The 17,231-nt window shown below is 70.5% G+C and carries 9 protein-coding genes and 3 pseudogenes; 8 read left to right on the forward strand and 4 right to left on the reverse strand.

The annotated features are described in order from the left end of the window. Positions 1–61: 61 nt before the first annotated feature. From BQ9890_RS12550 to lpdA, 4 genes are read left to right on the forward strand one after another with little or no spacing between them, the layout of a single operon-like run. Positions 62–1,069 (forward strand): thiamine pyrophosphate-dependent dehydrogenase E1 component subunit alpha, encoded by a 1,008-nt coding sequence (locus BQ9890_RS12550; protein ID WP_075891944.1) that lies wholly within the window; start codon positions 62–64, stop codon positions 1,067–1,069. Between the two features lie 27 nt (positions 1,070–1,096). Then, entirely contained in the window at positions 1,097–2,113 is a 1,017-nt protein-coding gene (locus tag BQ9890_RS12555) for an alpha-ketoacid dehydrogenase subunit beta (RefSeq protein WP_075891946.1), read from the forward strand. A gap of 1 nt (position 2,114) precedes the next feature. Then, positions 2,115–3,734 (forward strand): 2-oxo acid dehydrogenase subunit E2, encoded by a 1,620-nt coding sequence (locus BQ9890_RS12560; RefSeq protein WP_075891948.1) that lies wholly within the window; start codon positions 2,115–2,117, stop codon positions 3,732–3,734. Positions 3,735–3,741: 7 nt separating this feature from the next. Beyond that, positions 3,742–5,235 carry a dihydrolipoyl dehydrogenase gene (lpdA, locus tag BQ9890_RS12565; RefSeq protein ID WP_078062447.1) on the forward strand — a complete coding sequence of 498 codons (1,494 nt, stop codon included), beginning with the start codon at positions 3,742–3,744 and terminating at the stop codon, positions 5,233–5,235. Between the two features lie 645 nt (positions 5,236–5,880). Here the strand turns inward: lpdA and BQ9890_RS17060 are convergent. The 3 pseudogenes from BQ9890_RS17060 to BQ9890_RS16475 all read right to left on the reverse strand — a co-directional run. Then, positions 5,881–7,628, reverse strand: a pseudogene (locus BQ9890_RS17060) (ABC transporter ATP-binding protein). A gap of 1 nt (position 7,629) precedes the next feature. Then, positions 7,630–8,967, reverse strand: a pseudogene (locus BQ9890_RS16470) (ABC transporter ATP-binding protein); the annotation flags it as partial. Positions 8,968–9,031: 64 nt separating this feature from the next. After that, positions 9,032–9,574, reverse strand: a pseudogene (locus tag BQ9890_RS16475) (MptD family putative ECF transporter S component); the annotation flags it as partial. A gap of 293 nt (positions 9,575–9,867) precedes the next feature. Between BQ9890_RS16475 and BQ9890_RS12585 the strand changes: the two are divergent. The 3 genes from BQ9890_RS12585 to BQ9890_RS12595 all read left to right on the forward strand — a co-directional run bounded on the left by BQ9890_RS12585 (position 9,868) and on the right by BQ9890_RS12595 (position 14,392). Next, positions 9,868–10,749: an alpha/beta fold hydrolase gene (locus tag BQ9890_RS12585; protein ID WP_075893199.1), complete on the forward strand. Its 882-nt coding sequence runs from the start codon at positions 9,868–9,870 to the stop codon at positions 10,747–10,749. A 146-nt stretch (positions 10,750–10,895) separates the two neighbouring features. Then, positions 10,896–13,274: a glycoside hydrolase family 3 C-terminal domain-containing protein gene (locus BQ9890_RS12590; protein WP_075891952.1), complete on the forward strand. Its 2,379-nt coding sequence runs from the start codon at positions 10,896–10,898 to the stop codon at positions 13,272–13,274. 290 nt (positions 13,275–13,564) lie between these two features. Next, positions 13,565–14,392, forward strand: a complete 828-nt coding sequence (locus BQ9890_RS12595) for a Cof-type HAD-IIB family hydrolase (protein ID WP_075893201.1) — start codon at positions 13,565–13,567, stop codon at positions 14,390–14,392. 122 nt (positions 14,393–14,514) lie between these two features. Here the strand turns inward: BQ9890_RS12595 and BQ9890_RS12600 are convergent, their stop codons facing one another. Beyond that, positions 14,515–15,666, reverse strand: a complete 1,152-nt coding sequence (locus BQ9890_RS12600) for an ROK family transcriptional regulator (protein WP_230297944.1) — start codon at positions 15,664–15,666, stop codon at positions 14,515–14,517. 233 nt (positions 15,667–15,899) lie between these two features. On the opposite strand from BQ9890_RS12600, the gene BQ9890_RS12605 reads away from it, so the two are divergent. Next, positions 15,900–17,198, forward strand: coding sequence for an ABC transporter substrate-binding protein (locus BQ9890_RS12605; protein WP_075891954.1), 1,299 nt, complete (start codon positions 15,900–15,902; stop codon positions 17,196–17,198). Positions 17,199–17,231 lie beyond the last annotated feature (33 nt).

The raw sequence follows: 17,231 nt of genomic DNA on the forward strand, positions 1-17,231 counted from the left end.
CCAACGGGGGTCGGATGCCGGCACGACGCCGGCAACACGAGTCGATGAGGATGCGTGTGAGATGAGTACGACGACCAAGCGTCGGTCGACCCGCAAGTCGGGTGCGGCCGCGTTCCCCGTGGAGGAGCTCAAGGACGCCTATCGCCGCATGAGCGAGATCCGCGCCTTCGAGGACCGCCTCCACCTCGAGAACATGACCGGGGACATCCCCGGATTCATCCACCTCTACGCAGGGGAGGAGGCGATCGCCGTGGGCGTCTGTGACAACCTCGGGCCCACCGACATCATCGCCTCCACCCACCGCGGTCACGGCCACTGCCTGGCCAAGGGGTGCGGGATCCGCCCCATGATGTGCGAGATCTTCGGCAAGGACGAGGGCCTGTGCCGCGGCAAGGGCGGATCCATGCACATCGCCGACCTGTCGGTGGGCATGCTGGGTGCCAACGGCATCGTCGGCGGCGGCCCACCCCTGATCATCGGGGCCGGACTGTCCGCGAAGACACTGGGCAACGGCGGGGTGGGCGTGTCCTTCACCGGGGACGGCGGCTCCAACCAGGGCCTCACCTTCGAGGCGCTCAACATGGCGGTGGTGCTGCAGCTGCCCGTCGTCTTCGTCTTCGAGAACAACGGCATGGGTGAGGCCACGGGCGCCGCCTTCGCCGTGGGTTCCGGGGACGTCGCCGGGCGTGCGGCGGGCTTCGGCCTGCCGGCCACGGTCGTGGACGGCACCGACTACTTCGCGGTCCGCGAGGCTGCGGCGGAGGCCGTCCAGCGTGCGCGCGAGGGCGGGGGCCCCTCCGTCATCGAGGCGAGTGCCATCCGCTTCTACGGACACTTCGAGGGCGACGCGGGCCTGTACCGCACGCCCGAGCAGCTCCAGACCTACAAGGACGAGCGCGACCCGCTGAAGATCTTCCGCGAGAACACCAAGGGTGTCATCGACCCCTCCGAACTCGACGCGATCGACGAGGCCGCCACCACCGAGGTCGACGAGGCCGTGGCCTACGCCCGGGCCGCCGAATGGCCCGCCCCCAGCCAGGTGCTCACCGACGTCTACAAGACGTACTGAGCCCACACACGTGAAGGAGGATCGACGATGACGTCGAGGAGTTATCGCGAGGCCATCCGCATGGGGATGGCAGACGCAATGCGGGAGGACGACAAGGTCGTCCTCATGGGTGAGGACCTGCGCGGGGGGAAGGGAGGGACCAACCCCGACCCGACCGTGGAGGCCTTCGGTGGCGTCTTCGGCGTCACCCTGGGCCTGTGGACCGAGTTCGGTGACGACCGGGTGATCGACACGCCCATCACCGAGTCCGCGATCCTGGGCATGGCGGCCGGGGCGGCGGCCACCGGCCTGCGACCGGTGGCGGAGCTCATGTTCATGGACTTCTTCGGGGTCGCCTACGACATGGTCTACAACCAGGCCGCGAAGTTCCGCTACATGTTCGGCGGCAAGGCCACCACCCCCCTGGTGGTGCGCGGCATCATCGGGGCGGGTGTGGGCGCGGCCGCCCAGCACTCGAACTCGCCCTACCAGATCTTCACCTCGACCCCCGGGGTGAAGGTGGTGGCGCCCTCGAACCCCTACGACGCGCGCGGGCTGCTGCTGGAGTCCATCCGGGACGACGACCCGGTGATCTTCTGCGAGCACAAGGCGATCTACGACGTCAAGGGCGAGGTCCCCGACGAGCCCTACACGATCCCTCTCGGGGTCGCGAACTACACCCGCCAGGGCAGTGACGTGACGATCGTGGCCCTGTCGAACCTGGTCAACGCCGCCAACAGGGTGGCCGACAAGCTCGCGGCGGAGGGGATCTCCGTGGAGGTCGTCGACCCGCGCACCACGAGCCCCCTGGACGAGGAGGGGATCCTGGAGTCGGTGGCCTCCACCGGGCGTCTGGTCGTCGCCGACGAGTCCGCGGCGCGCTGCGGGTTCGGCCACGACGTGGTCGCGCTCGCGGCCACCCAGGCCTTCGACTCACTGAAGGCCCCGGTCCAGCTGGTCACGCCTCCCCACACGCCCGTCCCCTTCTCGCCGGTCCTGGAGAAGGAATGGGTCCCCTCCGACGCCCGCATCGAGGATGCGGTGCGCAAGGTCCTGGGGGCATGAGATGAGCGAGATCCACCCCATCGAGGTCCCCAAGTGGGGGATGACGATGGAGGAGGGCACCGTCGGCGAGTGGCAGGTCGCCGAGGGGGAGTCCTTCTCCAAGGGAGCACCCCTGTGCACCATCGAGTCCTCGAAGATCAGCAACGAGCTGGAGGCCCCCTTCGACGGGTTCCTCCGTCGCATCGTGGTCGGCATCGGGGACACCCTGCCGGTGGGTGCCCTCATCGCGGTGAGCGCCGACCCGTCGGTCCCCGACTCCGAGGTCGAGGCCTTCATCGCTGAGCACACCCAGTCGGGCCCCGCCCCCGCGGCACCGGGTGCGTCCGGGGAGGCACCGTCCCCGGTGGCTCAGTCCTCCCCCGCACCCGTCCCCGCGGGCACCTGTGCCACCGACGAGGGCGGCTCCGCGACCTGCGCCACCGCGGGCCCGGCACCCACCGACACGGGTGGCGTGGTGGTCCCGGAGTCCCTGCGCGGGAGCACGGACGACTCCGTGTTCGCCACACCCCACGCCCGCGCCTTCGCGGACGAGCACGGTATCGACCTGGGTGCCGTCACCGGCACGGGTCGGGCGGGGCGCATCAGCCTGGCCGACGTCGGCTCGGCGGTCACCGCCGCCGGGGGGCGCATGCCCCACCGGGAGCCCGCACGCCGCGGCAACGGCCCCGCGCGTTCCCGCGAGGACGACTCGGCCGTGCCGGCCACCCCCGTCGCCCGCAGACTGGCGGGGGAGCTGGGCATCAACCTCCACGACTGCCGCACCACGGGCACGCGGGGCCGGGTGTGCCGGCTCGACGTCGAGGAGGCCGCGCGCCGCTTCGGGATCCCCCTCCCGGGGGAGGCGGCGCCGCCCTCGTCGGCACTGTCCCCGACGGCACCCTCCGCCCCGACGGGGACCGGGACGGGCGGCGGCGCACCCGCACCGGCACCCGCCCCCGAGGCGGTGCCCTTCAGCCCCATGCGGCGCACCATCGGGTCACGCCTGCAGGCCTCCTACCAGACCTCCCCGCACTTCCGGGTGCGCCAGGAGATCGTCCTGGACGAACTCCTCGCCCTGCGCCGCAGCATCAACGCCGCGGTGCCGGGGGTGAGGATCTCGGTCAACGACCTGGTGGTCAAGGCCGCGGGGCTGGCGCTCGTGCGGGTCCCCGAGGTCAACGTCCAGTTCGACGAGGCCTCCCAGTCGGTCCTGCGCTTCCCCCACGCCGACGTGGCGGTGGCCGTGGCGGTGCCCGACGGGCTCATCACCCCGATCGTGCGATCCGTGGACACCCGTTCGCTGTCCGAGGTCTCGGGCGACCTGGCCGGGCTCATCACCCGCGCGAAGGCCGGGAGGCTCACCCCGGACGAGTTCCAGGGTGGCACCTTCACCGTGTCGAACCTGGGGATGTTCGGGGTGACCGGCTTCGACGCGATCATCAATCCGCCCCAGGCGGCCATCCTCGCGGTGGGTGCGGGCCTGCCCCGCCCGGTGGTCGACGGGGACGGGTCGGTCGTGGTGCGCACCGTCATGGAGGTCACCCTCTCGGGGGACCACCGTGTCATCGACGGTGCGACGGGCGCGAGCTTCGTCGGTGAGCTCAGGGCGATCCTCGAGTCCCCGACCCAGATGCTGGTGTGAGGCGGACATGGCTGCAGACACGTCACGGACAACGACGTCGCGGACACTGACGCCCCGCGAGCGGCGCGCCGACACCTTCGACGTCGTCGTGGTGGGGGCCGGACCGGGCGGCTACGTCGCCGCCATCCGTGCCGCCCAGCACGGACTGCGGGTGGCCGTCGTGGAGAGGGACCGGCTGGGCGGGGCCTGCGCCAACCGCGGGTGCATCCCCACCAAGGCACTGCTGCACGGTGCCGAGACCGCCCACACCCTGGCCACCGCCTCCCGCGTGGGCTTCACGGTGGGCGACGTCGACCTCGACATGGGGGCACTCGTGGCCTTCTCCCGCGGAGTCGTCTCCCGCCTGGTGGGGGGCATCGGCGGCCTCCTGGACGCCAACGGCATCGAGGTGGTCCACGGCAGCGCGCACCTGCCCGCCAAGGGACGAGTCACCGTGACCGGGGAGGACGGGTCCGTGCGCGAGTTGCACGCCGACCACACCATCCTGGCCACCGGCGCGCGGCCGCGGTCCGTCCCCGGGGTGGAACCCGACGGGGACCGCGTCTGGACCTCCACGGAGGCCCTCCGGCCGGATGCACGCCCGGACTCGCTGGTGGTCATCGGCTCCGGCGCCATCGGGGTGGAGTTCGCCAGCCTGTACGCCGACCTCGGCACGCAGGTCACGCTGCTGGAGGTCGCCCCGCGCATCCTCCCCGTCGAGGACGAGGACGTCTCGCGCTTCGTCGAGCGGGAGTTCACCCGGCGCGGCATCACGGTGCACACCGGGGTCGCGGTGCGTTCCGTCCACGTCGACACCCCCGCCGACACGGTCACCACCGTGGTCGGGGTGCCCGGGGGTGAGGAGGTGGTCCTGGCTTCCGAGCGCGTCCTGGTGGCCACGGGCGTGGCACCGAACTCGGGGGGCCTGGGCCTGGAGGAGCTCGGGGTGACCCTGGATCGCGGGTTCGTGGTGACCGACCAGTGGTGCCGCACGGGTGTCGCCGGGCTGTACGCGATCGGTGACGTGGCGGGTGCCCCCTGCCTGGCGCACAAGGCCAGCCACGAGGGCGTCCTATGCGTCGACCACATCGTGGGTGTGCCCGGGGTGCGCCCACTGGAGCGTGACTTCGTGCCGGGCTGCACCTACTCCCGCCCCCAGGTCGCCAGCCTGGGACTGACGGAGGCGCAGGCCCGGCAGCGGGGCCACCGGGTGGAGGTGGGTGTCTTCGACCTCTCCGGCAACGGGAAGGCCCTGGCCCGGGACGAGCCCACGGGCTTCGTCAAGACCGTCTTCGACGCGACCACGGGGGAGCTGCTCGGCGCCCACATGGTCGGCCCGGAGGTCACGGAGATGATCCAGGGTTTCGGGATCGCCCACTCCCTGGAGGCCACCGCGGAGTCCCTGGCCGAAGTGGTCTTCCCACACCCGACGGTGTCGGAGGCCATGCACGAGTCGGTCTTGGCCTCCCTGGGCCGCACTCTCCACTGGCCCCCTGCACGGAGGCGCGCGGCGGCGGGGTGAGGCGGGTGCGTCGGCCGGACGGGTTCGGGGCGGTGGGCCCGGGGCGGCGGGTGAGGCGCCCGGGTGGGCCGGGGTGATGGGCGGGTCGCCCCGGTGGGCACGCGGCTGAGCCGGTCGGTGGGGAGGTCGGGTGCACGTCTCCCGCAGCCCCACCGACCGACGAGGGTGGGGCACGACCTCTCCCCACGAGCAGGCCCCGGGGGTCCGGATCACCGGACCCCCGGGGCCGAACCACTGTGTGGACCGCACGGGGGTGAGCGCGTGTGCGCCACTCCTCCCGGTATCTCGGGCCAAGTGCCACCCGGCGGGTGCTGGGGTTGAGGTGGCGGGTTCTGGTCGTTTTCGGGATTGGGATGGCGGTTCTGGGCCGGGGTCTTGTCATGAATCCGCTGTCTCGACCCGCGGAACGCTACTGGGCGGAGTGTTTGTGCAGGTCAGGGGTTCGCCTGTTCTTGCGGCCGGGTTGAGGTGGCGGATCCTGGACTGCGACGGGACTGAGACAGCGGATTGTGACCACACCCGAGTCGGGATGGGCCGTGAGGTCGACCCTGGATGCGTGCAGAGACTCTGGTTGTAGGCCCAGCGAGCCACCACCAACCTGGGCACCCCTTTCGGGCGACTGGGGGTGCCACTCCGGCGGGCACCTCAGGCCAGGCGCCACCCGGCCGCCGAGGCGCGGGCCTGCCAGAAGTCCCGGTACCGGCCGGGGCGCCCGACCAGCTCGTCGTGGGTACCGGTCTGGGCGACGCGGCCCTCCTCGTCCAGGACGACGATCCGGTCCGCGGTGCGGATGGTGTCGAGCTTGTGGGCGATGACCACCAGCGTCGAGCCTGCCCGCAGGCGCTCCATGGAGGCCACGACATTCGCCTCGTTCTCGGGGTCCAGGGAACTGGTCGCCTCGTCGAGGAGCACGATCGGGGCGCCCTTGAGCAGGGCCCGGGCCACCGACACCCGTTGGCGTTCTCCTCCCGACAGGGCGCGGCCGCCCTCGCCCACCCTCGTGTCCCACCCGGCGGGCAGGCGGTCCACGATCTCGGTGACACCCGCCAGGTCGGCGGCCTCGCGGATCTCCTCGTCGCCGGCGTCGGGTCGGCCGATGCGGATGTTCTCCACCAGGGTCTCGTCGAAGAGGTAGACGTCCTGGAACACCATGGACAGCTGGGACATGAGTTGCCCGACGGGCTGGTCGCGCACATCGGTGCCGCCCACGCGCACGGCGCCCGCGTCGACGTCGTAGAAGCGGGAGATGAGCTTGGTGATCGTCGACTTCCCGGAGCCGGAGGGACCGACCAGCGCGCACATGCTCCCCGCGGGGACCTCCAGGCACACATCGCGAAGGACGGGGGTGGACGCTTCGTAGGAGAAGTCCACGTGGTCCAGCTCGATGCTGCCCGGGGCGTTGAGGGTCACCATGGTCGCCGGCTCGGGCAGGGTGTGGGCGTCCAGGATCTCGTCGACGTGGTCGAGCATGGGTTGGCGTTCCTCGATGGCGACCACCTTGCTGCCGATCTCCTCCAGGGACTGGGTGAAGCGCAGGCTCAGGCCGATGAAGGCGATGGTCTGAACGGGACCGAGGAGATCGCCCAGGGCCAGGCGCGCCGCCAGGACGATGAGTGCGACGACGATGTGCCGTGCAGGAAGTTGGCGAGGATGCCCCACCACAGGTCACGGCGCTGGGCGACGAGGCTGGCCCTGTTGGCCTCCTCGAGCTGGGTGAAGTCGGAGCCGCGTCCGCAGGAACGCAGCGCACCCTGGCAGCGGGCGAACTCCACGATCCGGTCGCCGAGCTCGCGCTCGGCGGGCTCGGAGATCGCCTTGCCATGGTCGAGGGCACGCCGGGCCAGTCTGAGAGCGCCCCAGTAGAGGGGGACGGCCACGGTCAGCACCACGCCGAGCCTCCAGTCCCACAGCCATCCACCCACCACCATGACCGCGGCCGATGCGATGTTGGAGACGACGGGGGCGAGCATGTGGGCGATGCTCTCCCCGAGCTGGAGCAGCTCCTTGGAGACCAGACGGGAGAGGCGCCCCGACGAGGAACTGCGGAACCAGCCCAGGGGGAGGGCCGCCATGCGGTCGCCCAGGCGCGTGTGGACGGTCTGGATGAGGTCGAGCGCCACCGTGTAGCCGATGATGGCATTGCGGTACTCGATGACACCTCCCGCCAGGGCGAGTGCGACCAGGACGAGCACCCAGCCCCAGATGCCCAGTCCCCAGGAGGTGCCACCCGTGCTGAGGGCGACGGAGGCGGGGAGGAGCAGGACCAGGGAGACCCCGCGCAGGACACCGCTGAGTGCGTTGGAGAGCAGCGTGGTGGTGAAGAGGGGACGGGTCGGTTCCGAGATCAGCCGGGCGTAGCGCGTCAGGACGTTCTTCGTGTCGGTGGTGGTCATGTCAGTCCTCGTTCCCGGAGTCGGTGCTGTGGTCGCCCGTGGTCGGGCCCACCAGTGGCACCTCACCGGCGGTCATCCGCCACAGGGCGGCGTAGTGGGGTTCCCCGGCGAGCTCCTTGTGGGTCCCCCGGGCGACGATGCGACCGCGGTCGAGGACCACGATGCGGTCGGCGCCCACCACGGAGGCCGGGCGGTGGGCGATGACCAGGACGGTGCGCCCCACGACCAGGCGGTTGAGGGCCTGCTGGATCTCCGCCTCGGACTCCGGGTCGGTGAAGGCCGTGGCCTCGTCCAGGATGAGGATCGGGGCGTCGACGACCAGCGCGCGGGCGATCGCGACGCGTTGGGCCTGCCCGCCCGAGAGCAGGGTGTCCTCGTCGATGACGGAGTCGTACCCCCGGGGCAGGGACATGATGAACTCATCGATGCAGGCCTCGCGGGCAGCCGCCCGGACCTCCTCCTCGGTGGCGTCGGGGCGCGCCAGGGCGATGTTGTCGCGGATGGAGATGCGCAGCAGCTGGGGGTCCTGCAGGACGAAGGCGACCTGTCGGTACAGCTGGGTGGTGGCGATGCGCCGGACGTCGACGCCACCGATGGACACCGTGCCCGAGTCGGGGTCGGCGAAGCGGGCGACCAGGGTGGCCACCGTGGACTTCCCCGACCCGGAGGGCCCGATGAGGGCCGTGGTGGTGCCCTCGGCGAGGTCCAGGGTGACGTCGTCGACGGCGAGGGTCTCCCCGTAGGAGTAGGAGACGTGGTCCAGGTGCACGTCGTGGGAGGTCGGCACGACCGGGTCCGTGGGTTCGGGGAGGGTGGGCGTGTCGAGGACCTCCACGATGCGCAGCGCGGAGGCGCCCGCCAGCTGGTAGGCCCACTGCGTGTTGCCGATGACCTCGATGGAGGCGGGGAGCACCAGGGCGATGAGCGCGCAGGCCACGACGTCGACGGGGCTGACCCATCCCGCGGCCACCATGGCGGCACCTCCCCCCAGGTTGACGGCCAGGAGGACCGAGGGTGCGACCACTGCCATCGACACGGCTGAGCCCTTGAGCAGGGGCTTGCACCAGGCGAGGTAGAAGTCGGAGAACTCGTGGGCCGCGTCCGCGTAGTTGCGGTGCGCCTGCCCCACCTTGCCGAAGGCCTTGACCACGGTGATCCCGCTGACGAACTCGACCATCGTCGAGGAGACCTTCGCCAGGCGCGTGTCCATCTCCGCGGTCTTGGCGGGCATGTCCTTCATGGACCAGGCCTGCAGGCCGGCGTAGAGGGGGAAGGTCGCCACGCTGAGCAGGCCGAGCCTCCAGTCGATGACGAGGGCGTAGACGAGGAGGCTCAGGGGCGGCCCTCTCGAAGTTGCGGTGGAGGATGCGCGTCCCGATCCAGCCGCCCACGAGGGCGACGATGAGGATGACGACGGCCCACGCGCCGATGACCCCGGGGGTGAAGAGGGCCTTCATACCGTCGGCGTACTCCTGGCCCATGCTGGACACGATGCTCGCGAAGTAGGTGTCGGACTGGTAGAAGATCGGGAGGAGGGGGAAGACGAGCCAGAGCTGTGCGATGGCGTAGGCGAGGGCGTTGCGCGAGGGGGACCGGAAGTGGGCGCTGCTGGCGACCAGGTCGGCCAGGAAGCCGACGAGTGCCGCGCCGATGACCGTGTACCAGACATGGCCTGTGAGGAACATCAGGAGTCCGACGATCGTGTTGAGGACCGTCAGGGCCCCGAAGGTCGGCGTCTCGGCCAGGAAGAGCATGATGACCGTGCCGTTGAGGAGGATGCCGACCACCCATCCGACGAACATCATGAACGGGTTGAAGAAGCCGAGCATGCCGGTGACGTAGGTGATGACGAAGTAGATCGCCGTGAAGACGCCGATGTTGATGAGGTTGCGGGGTGACAGGCCGGTGCTCGTCTGTGCCATGGGTGCTCCCGGGGGTGTTCGCATGTGATTAGGTAAGGCTCGCCTTATCCATTGGGTGTGGGTGCCAGTCGGGCCCGAGGTCCCACCGGGCGGGTGGGTCCGAGCCTGTTCCTGCTGCTGGCGACCGGAACAGACGCTACTCTCAAATGAGAATCATCGTCAATAAGAAGGGGAATGGTGCCCCTGCCCGGCCCGTATGTCTGTCCGCCCTCTTGTCGGCGCCTGTCCGCCTGCGCCTGTCCGCCTGCGCCCCGGCGCCTAGACTCCGAGGTGTCGATGTCGACCCGACTCGGAGGGTCGATCCCGTGGAGGTGGCCATGGCCGGAGTGCAGCTGCTGGGCACGCGCGCGCACGCTCCCTTCGGACCCGATCCCGTGCCCCGGGGCGTGGAGGTGGTCTCCCTGGACTCCCCCGCCGGAGAGCTCACCGCCCTCCTGGCCCCGGCACGGGGGAGCGAGCGTGGGCGGGTACTCGTCATCCCGGGGTTCACGGGCTCCAAGGAGGACTTCAGCCACTTCCTGCCCCGCCTGGCCGCCGCCGGGTACACGTCCCTGGCCTACTCCCAGCGCGGACAGGCTGACTCCGCAGCTCCCCGCGGCAGGCGCCACTACCACCTGGAGGACTTCACCGCTGACGCCCTCCACGTGGCCCACACGCTGGGAGCAGGTGACGCCCCGGTCCACCTGCTCGGCCACAGCTTCGGAGGTGTGGTGGCCAGGGCGACCGCGATCAGTTCCCCCGACCCGTTCCGGACCCTTACCCTCTTCTCCTCGGGTCCGCGCGCTGTGCGCGAGTTCGTCCCCCCGGCACTGCTCGCCCTGCTGCCACGAGGGCGGGCCACCCACCGGCTGCTGCGACGCACCCTGCACCCCAACATGCCCACCTCCCCCCAGACGGATCCACGACTGGAGATGCTGCGCCAGCGGGTGGAGGCGACCTCGGACGACAACCTGGTCGCCACCGCCCGCATCCTCACCACCTACCCCGACACCACCGAGCAGCTGCGTGCCACCCACCTGCCCGTCCACGTCGTCCACGGCGCCGAGGACCCGGTCTGGCCCCTGGAGTGGTACGGGCCGGAGGTGGAGCGACTCGGCGCGGTGCACACCGTGATCCCCCACGCCCAGCACTCCGCCCAGTTGGAGAACCCCGATGCGCTCGCGGCCGCCCTCGTCGACTTCTGGGAGGCCCACCCCTGAACCGCACCGACGCCGGAACCCCCTGCTCCCCGCCCACCCGCCCTGCCCCGCGACCGGGCGGTGTCGCGGGGCCCGACCACCCGATCCACTGCTGCCCGCCGATGTCCGCACGGGCTGCACCAGCACCCACGACAGAGAGGTCACCGATGACCACCGCATCCACGCCCGACGACCGCATTGACGAGGCCCTGGCGGCCATGACGCTCGAGGACAAGGCGCACCTGCTCACGGGTGCCGACTTCTGGCACACCGCGGCATTCCCCGACGCCGGTGTGCCCGCCACGATGATGACGGACGGCCCCTACGGCCTGCGCAAACAGGGGGAGGACTCCGACCACCTCGGCATCGGTGACTCCGTTCCCGCCACCGCCTTCCCGCCACCCGTGGCACTGGGTGCCTCCATGGACCCCTCACTGGTGGAGCGCGTGGGTGCGGCCATCGGGGAGGAAGCGCTCCAGGAGCAGGTCTCGGTGGTGCTCGGACCCGGCGTCAACATCAAGCGTTCCCCACTGTGCGGGCGCAACTTCGAGTACTACTCGGAGGACCCGCTGGTGGCGGGCGTCATGGGCGGGGCCTGGGTGCACGGCATCCAGTCGAGGGGTGTGGGTGCCTCCCTCAAGCACTTCGCCGCGAACAACCAGGAGACCCGGCGCAACTCCGTCTCGGCGGATGTCGACGAGCGCCCACTGCACGAGACCTACCTGCGCGCCTTCGAGCGCATCGTGCGCAGGGAGCAACCCTGGACCGTGATGTGCTCCTACAACCGGGTGAACGGCGCCTTCGCCTCCGAGAGTCACCTCCTGCTCACGGAGCTGCTGCGCGGGCAGTGGGGGTTCGAGGGTGTCGTGGTCTCCGACTGGACGGCGGTCCTGGACCGGGTGCGTTCCCTGCGCGCCGGCCTCGACCTGGAGATGCCCTCCACCGGTGAGGTCGGGCCCGGCGAGGTCTTCGCCGCGGTGCGCAGCGGGGAGATCGCGGAGGAGCTGGTCGACGCCTCGGTGCGACGCATGCTGGAGCTGGTGTTCCGCGCGGCCGACCGCGTGGACCCCACCGCCCGCTACGATGCCGACGCCCACCACGACCTGGCCCGCGAGGTGGCCGGGCGGGGCGTCGTCCTGCTGCGCAACGAGGGCGACCTGCTGCCCCTGGACCCCGGTGCGCGTCTGGCGGTCATCGGGGAGTTCGCCCGCACCCCGCGTTTCCAGGGCGCGGGCTCCTCCCAGATCGTGCCCACCCGCCTGGAGAACGCGCTCGACGCCCTGCGGGCTGACACCACGGGCGAGGTGCTCTTCGCCCCCGGGTTCCGCCTGGACGGGGAGGAGGACGAGGCCTTGGTGGCCGAGGCCGTGGAGGCGGCCTCGCGGGCGGACGTCGCCGTGGTCTTCCTGGGCCTGTCGGACCGGGAGGAATCGGAGGGCTACGACCGCACCGTCATCGACCTGCCGCTGGTCCAGGTGGACCTGGCGCGCCGGGTGCTGGAGGCCAACCCGCGCACCGTGGTGGTCCTCTCGAACGGGTCGGCGGTGCGGCTGTCGCCGTGGTCGGACGGGGTCCCCGCCCTCGTCGAGGGGTGGCTGCTCGGGCAGGCCGGGGGAGCGGCCGTGGCGGATGTGCTGTTCGGGGTGGTCAACCCGTCCGCGCGCCTGACCGAGACGCTGCCGCTGCGCCTGGAGGACACCCCCGCCCACCTGAACTTCCCCGGTGAGCACGACCGGGTCCGCTACGGCGAGGGCATCCACGTCGGCTACCGCTGGTACGACGGGCGGGGTCTCGACGTCGCCTTCCCCTTCGGGCACGGACTGTCCTACACGACCTTCGGGTACGACTCGGTGGACGTGCGATGGGAGGCCGGTGCGCGTGAGGGACGCGAGGACCGGGTGGGCCGGGTGGGCGGACCGGGGGACCAGGGCGGGCCCGGGAGCGGTGACGAGGGCGTGGCCCGGGACGAGGGCGGGCAGCTGGTCGTGCGCCTGGGCATCACCAACACGGGAACGCGGGACGGCCGCGAGGTGGCCCAGGTCTATGCCGGACCGGCCGGCTCCACGGTGTCGCGACCACCGCGGGAACTGCGCGGATTCACCAGTGTCGCGGTGCCGGCCGGGGAGAGGGTCGAGGTCGAGGTGCGCATCCCTCGTGCGGACCTGGCCCACTGGGACGACCGGGTCCACCGCTGGGTCGTGGAGGGTGGGGAGTGGATCGTCGAGGTCGGCGCGTCCAGTCGCGACATCCGCCTCTCCGGGAGGGTCGACATGCCCGGCGACACCGTGGTGGTCCCCCTGGACGCGGCCTCCACCGTGGGCGACTGGATGGCCGACCCGGTGGGGCGGGAGCTGTTGACCGACGCACTGGGGGAGGTCGTCTCCCCCTCGGGCGGGCAGGCGCGTGACCACGGGGCGATGACGCTCGTGGAGATGCTGTCCGGCATGCGCCTGGGCCAGGTGGTCCACTTCCCGATGGTGTCACTGACCGGGGAACAGGTGGAGGACCTGGTCGAGCGTGCGCGAGAGGACCGTCACCCCTCCTGACCCTCCTCCTGTCGAAGTCCGCTCTGTTCTGGGGTCGAAGTCCGCTCTGTTCGACCCTCGAGGTCCGCTCATTTCCCGTGTCGCGGTCCGTCCTCCCGTGGTTCTCCGCTGGGTGGAGATGGATTGCTCACGCCGGGTGGGGCGCGTCCCGGGGTGTGCCTCGGGGTGTGCCGGGGCCGTGCCTCGGCAGGGTGGTGGGGCATGCCTCGGCGGGGGAGGACCGTGTCCGGGGGAGGTGGGCGGGGTGGTCGGTGGTCGACCCGCTCGGCGTCCTCGGGCACAATCAGGGTGTGGACCTGCCTGAGGAACTGCCCGAGAACCCGGACGTCCGACTCGTCGTCGCCGACATGGACGGCACGCTGCTGGACGGTGACGGTGAGATCCCAGAGGGGTTGTGGCCGCTCCTGGACCGGATGGAGGAGCGGGGCAGCGTCTTCGCTCCCGCCAGCGGTCGCCAGTACGCGACCCTGCGCGCGATGTTCGCGCGGGCCGCGCGGGGGATGACCTTCATTGCGGAGAACGGTGCACTGGTGATGCGCGACGGTGTGGAGGTGTCCTCGACGGCCCTGGACCGGGAGACCGTCGCTGCGGCCGTGCGGTCCGTGCGCACCCTGGCCGAGGACGGATCCGATGTCGGCCTGGTCCTGGCCGGGGCGGGGACGGCATGGGTCGAGCGCACGGACGAGCGATTCCTCGTCCAGGCGCGCCCCTACTACCGGTCCATCACCCCTGTCCCGGACCTCCTGGAGTTGCCGGGAGCCGTGCTCAAGGCTGCCCTGTTCGACTTCGGGGAGGTGGCCGCCAGTTCCAGGATCGCCTTCGGCCCGTTCGAGGACACCCACCAGTGGGTGGTGTCGGGGGAACGATGGTCGGACCTCATGGCTCGGGGTGTCGACAAGGGGACCGCAGTGCGGGCCCTGCAGGCGGACCTCGGGATCACCCGGGCCCAGACCGTGGCATTCGGGGACTTCCACAACGACTTGGGGATGCTGGCCGAGGCGGGGATGTCCTTCGCGATGGCCAACGCCCATCCCGACGTCATCGAGGCGGCGCGTCACCTCGCGCCTGCGAACACCGAGGACGGGGTGGTGCGCGTCCTCGATGCGCTGCTGGGGTGACTCCCGGCCCCACACACCCCCGTGCGGTGCAGTGCCGGTGGATGATGGGCATCCCTCCGGTCGCACACGGGACCGCACTCACGGGCGGGCGCTCAGGGTCCTCCGCGGGTGCAGGCGACGCCTCAGGTCTCGGGCAGGAGGTCGAGCACCGTCCGCTGGATCGCGACTGCGGCTGCACCGCGCGCCCAGAGGAGGGGATCATCATCGATGATGCGCAGGTCGGGCTCCGAGGCGAGAGGGTCGCGCATCCGCCGGATCGACTCCCGCATCCGCACCTCGCCGACCCGGGCGATGCGGACGCCCTCGCCCGTGAGGATGATGCGCCGGGGTTGCGCGATGTTGGCCACTGCGGCGACAAGGACACCCAGCGCATGCGCAGAACGGGCCACCAACTGTTCCATCGCGGGATCGCCCACCTCGGCCAGGTCGAGGACCTCGTCATAGGTCATGGTGCGCCCCGACAGCTGGGAAGCCTGGGCGCGGATGGACTCGTTGACGAGCATGGCGTCGGCACACCCGCGGTGCCCGTCGGGACAGGAGGGTCCGAACGGGTCGAGGGGGAAGTGGCCGATCAGGCCCAGGCCCGAGTCGGGCCCTCCCACCAGCCGGTCGTGCACGATCAGGCCCATGCCGACGCCGACGCCGATCGTGATCGTCGCGAAGGAGGTGACGTCACGTCCGTCGCCGAACCAGTGCTCGGCCTCCATCAGGGCATCCAGGTCGTTCGTGACGATGCTCGGCAGATCGGTGGCCCTCCTGACCAGTGGCCCCAGGTCGACGTCCTTCCACCGCAGGAACGGGGCACGCCGGACGAAGCGTGACTCCCGGACCTCTCCGCCCAGCCCGACCCCGACCGCAGCGGGTCCGTTGCCCTCCGACAGTTCCTGCACCACCTCGCCCAGGAGTTCGGCGACCGCTGCGGGGTCCCTGTCCCCCAGTTCCCGCACGAGGGAGGCGCGGATGTCCGCGCGAAGGTCCGTGAGGACGGCGAAGGCATGGGTGGCGGTGAGCTTGATCCCGATGAAGGTCTGGAGACCCGCGTCGACGTCGAGTGGCTGGAGGGGGCGTCCTCCGGTGTGGGGCTGTTCCTCGCGGACCTCCTGCACCACTCCCGACTCGAGCAGGGTCCGCGTCAAGCGTGTGAGGCTCGGTGTGGACAGGCCCAGACGGTCGGCGAGCTCAGTGCGCGACAGTGGACCGTGGACCAGCAGGTCCAGGACGACGCGGCGCTCGGAGTCGGACAGCGGTGTCCAGGGGGATGTCGAGTTCAGCACCTGTGCTCCTCGAAGGGAATGTGGTGATCCGATACTACTGCAATGGAATCAGGGGACGAACATGTCGGTAGCCAGAAACTCTGAGAGTGTCCCGCTTGACAGCGACCCGTGTCTGGGTAGTTAATATCACTGCAAAGAAAAGGAGCGTCCCGATCGTGGACTGCGACCGCCTGTCGGCGTCCGTCGCGGAACCCGGGGGCGGATGACGAGGATGTCGATTCAGGAGGAATGACATGCGCAGACGCATGGTGGCAGTTGCAGCCGGGGCACTGACCGCAGCACTGGCCCTCACTGCCTGTGGAGGCGGAGGCAGCGCCTCCTCGGGTGCCAGTGGCGCCGAGGACGGCAAGACACTCAAGGTGTGGTGGTGGGAGAACGACGAGAGCCCACTGTCCCAGACCTGGAACAAGGCGATCGAGACCTTCAAGGCCGAGCACCCGGACGTCGACGTGCAGTTCGAGCTCAAGACCTACGAGCAGATGCAGCAATCCGCCCAACTGATCCTCGACTCCAATGACGCGCCCGATGTCATCGAGTACCTCAAGGGGAACGCCACCGCGGGAGTCGTCTCCAAGGCCGGTCTGCTGACCGATCTCACGGATGTCGCCACGGAGAAGGGGTGGAAGCTCGACAACTCCGCCCAGGACGTGGGCCTGTACCAGGACGGGATCATGGGTTCCGGCCAGCGCTACGGCGTGACGAACTACGGCGAGTACGTCGGCCTCTTCTACAACGAGGACGAGCTGGCCAAGTACGACCTCCAGGTCCCCACGACGCTGGACGAGCTGGAGAAGGTCATGCAGACCTTCAAGGACAACGGCGTCACGCCGCTGGCCCTGGGCTCCAACGACTACCCGGGACCGCACCTCCTGTACGCGCTGGCCCTGGCGAACATGGATGAGAGCTCCTGGGCCGACTACCAGCAGTTCGCCGGTGAGCCCGACTGGGATGCCTGGACCAAGGCCGCCACGACCTACAAGGAATGGGTGGACAAGGGCTACATCAGCAAGGACTCCACGGGCATCTCCGCCCAGGACTCCGGCAATGCCTTCGAGGCAGGCAAGTACCCGCTGTTCTACTCGGGCACGTGGTGGGCGGGCCCCTTCGGCGCCGACATCAAGGACTTCACGTGGAGCCAGGTGCTCTTCCCGGGCAATGACCTGCACCCCGGTTCGGGTGGGAACCTCTGGGTCGTGCCCTCAAAGGCCGAGAACAAGCAGCTCGCCTACGACTTCATCGACATCACGCTCCGTCCCGAGATCCAGAACGAGCTCGGCAACCTCGGAGGAGTTCCCGTGGGTGCGGAGGAGTCGGCGATCACCGACCCCGTCGGCCAGCTGGTGACCTCCCGGTTCAATGACCTGCTCTCCGGTGATGCCGGCTCGCTCGCCTGGTACCCCGACTGGCCCGTCGCCGGACTCAACGACGTCCTGCTCGCACAGTCCTCCGCACTGGTCCAGGGCACGACCGATCCCGCGGCTGTGGTGGATGCCATCAAGACCGCCTACGAGGCGGGCAAGCCCCAGAACTGAACCCTGTCCACCGACTGTCCACTGAACTCGGGT

Source organism: Actinomyces provencensis, from assembly GCF_900155435.1.
Classification (GTDB): Bacteria; Actinomycetota; Actinomycetes; order Actinomycetales; family Actinomycetaceae; genus Pauljensenia; species Pauljensenia provencensis.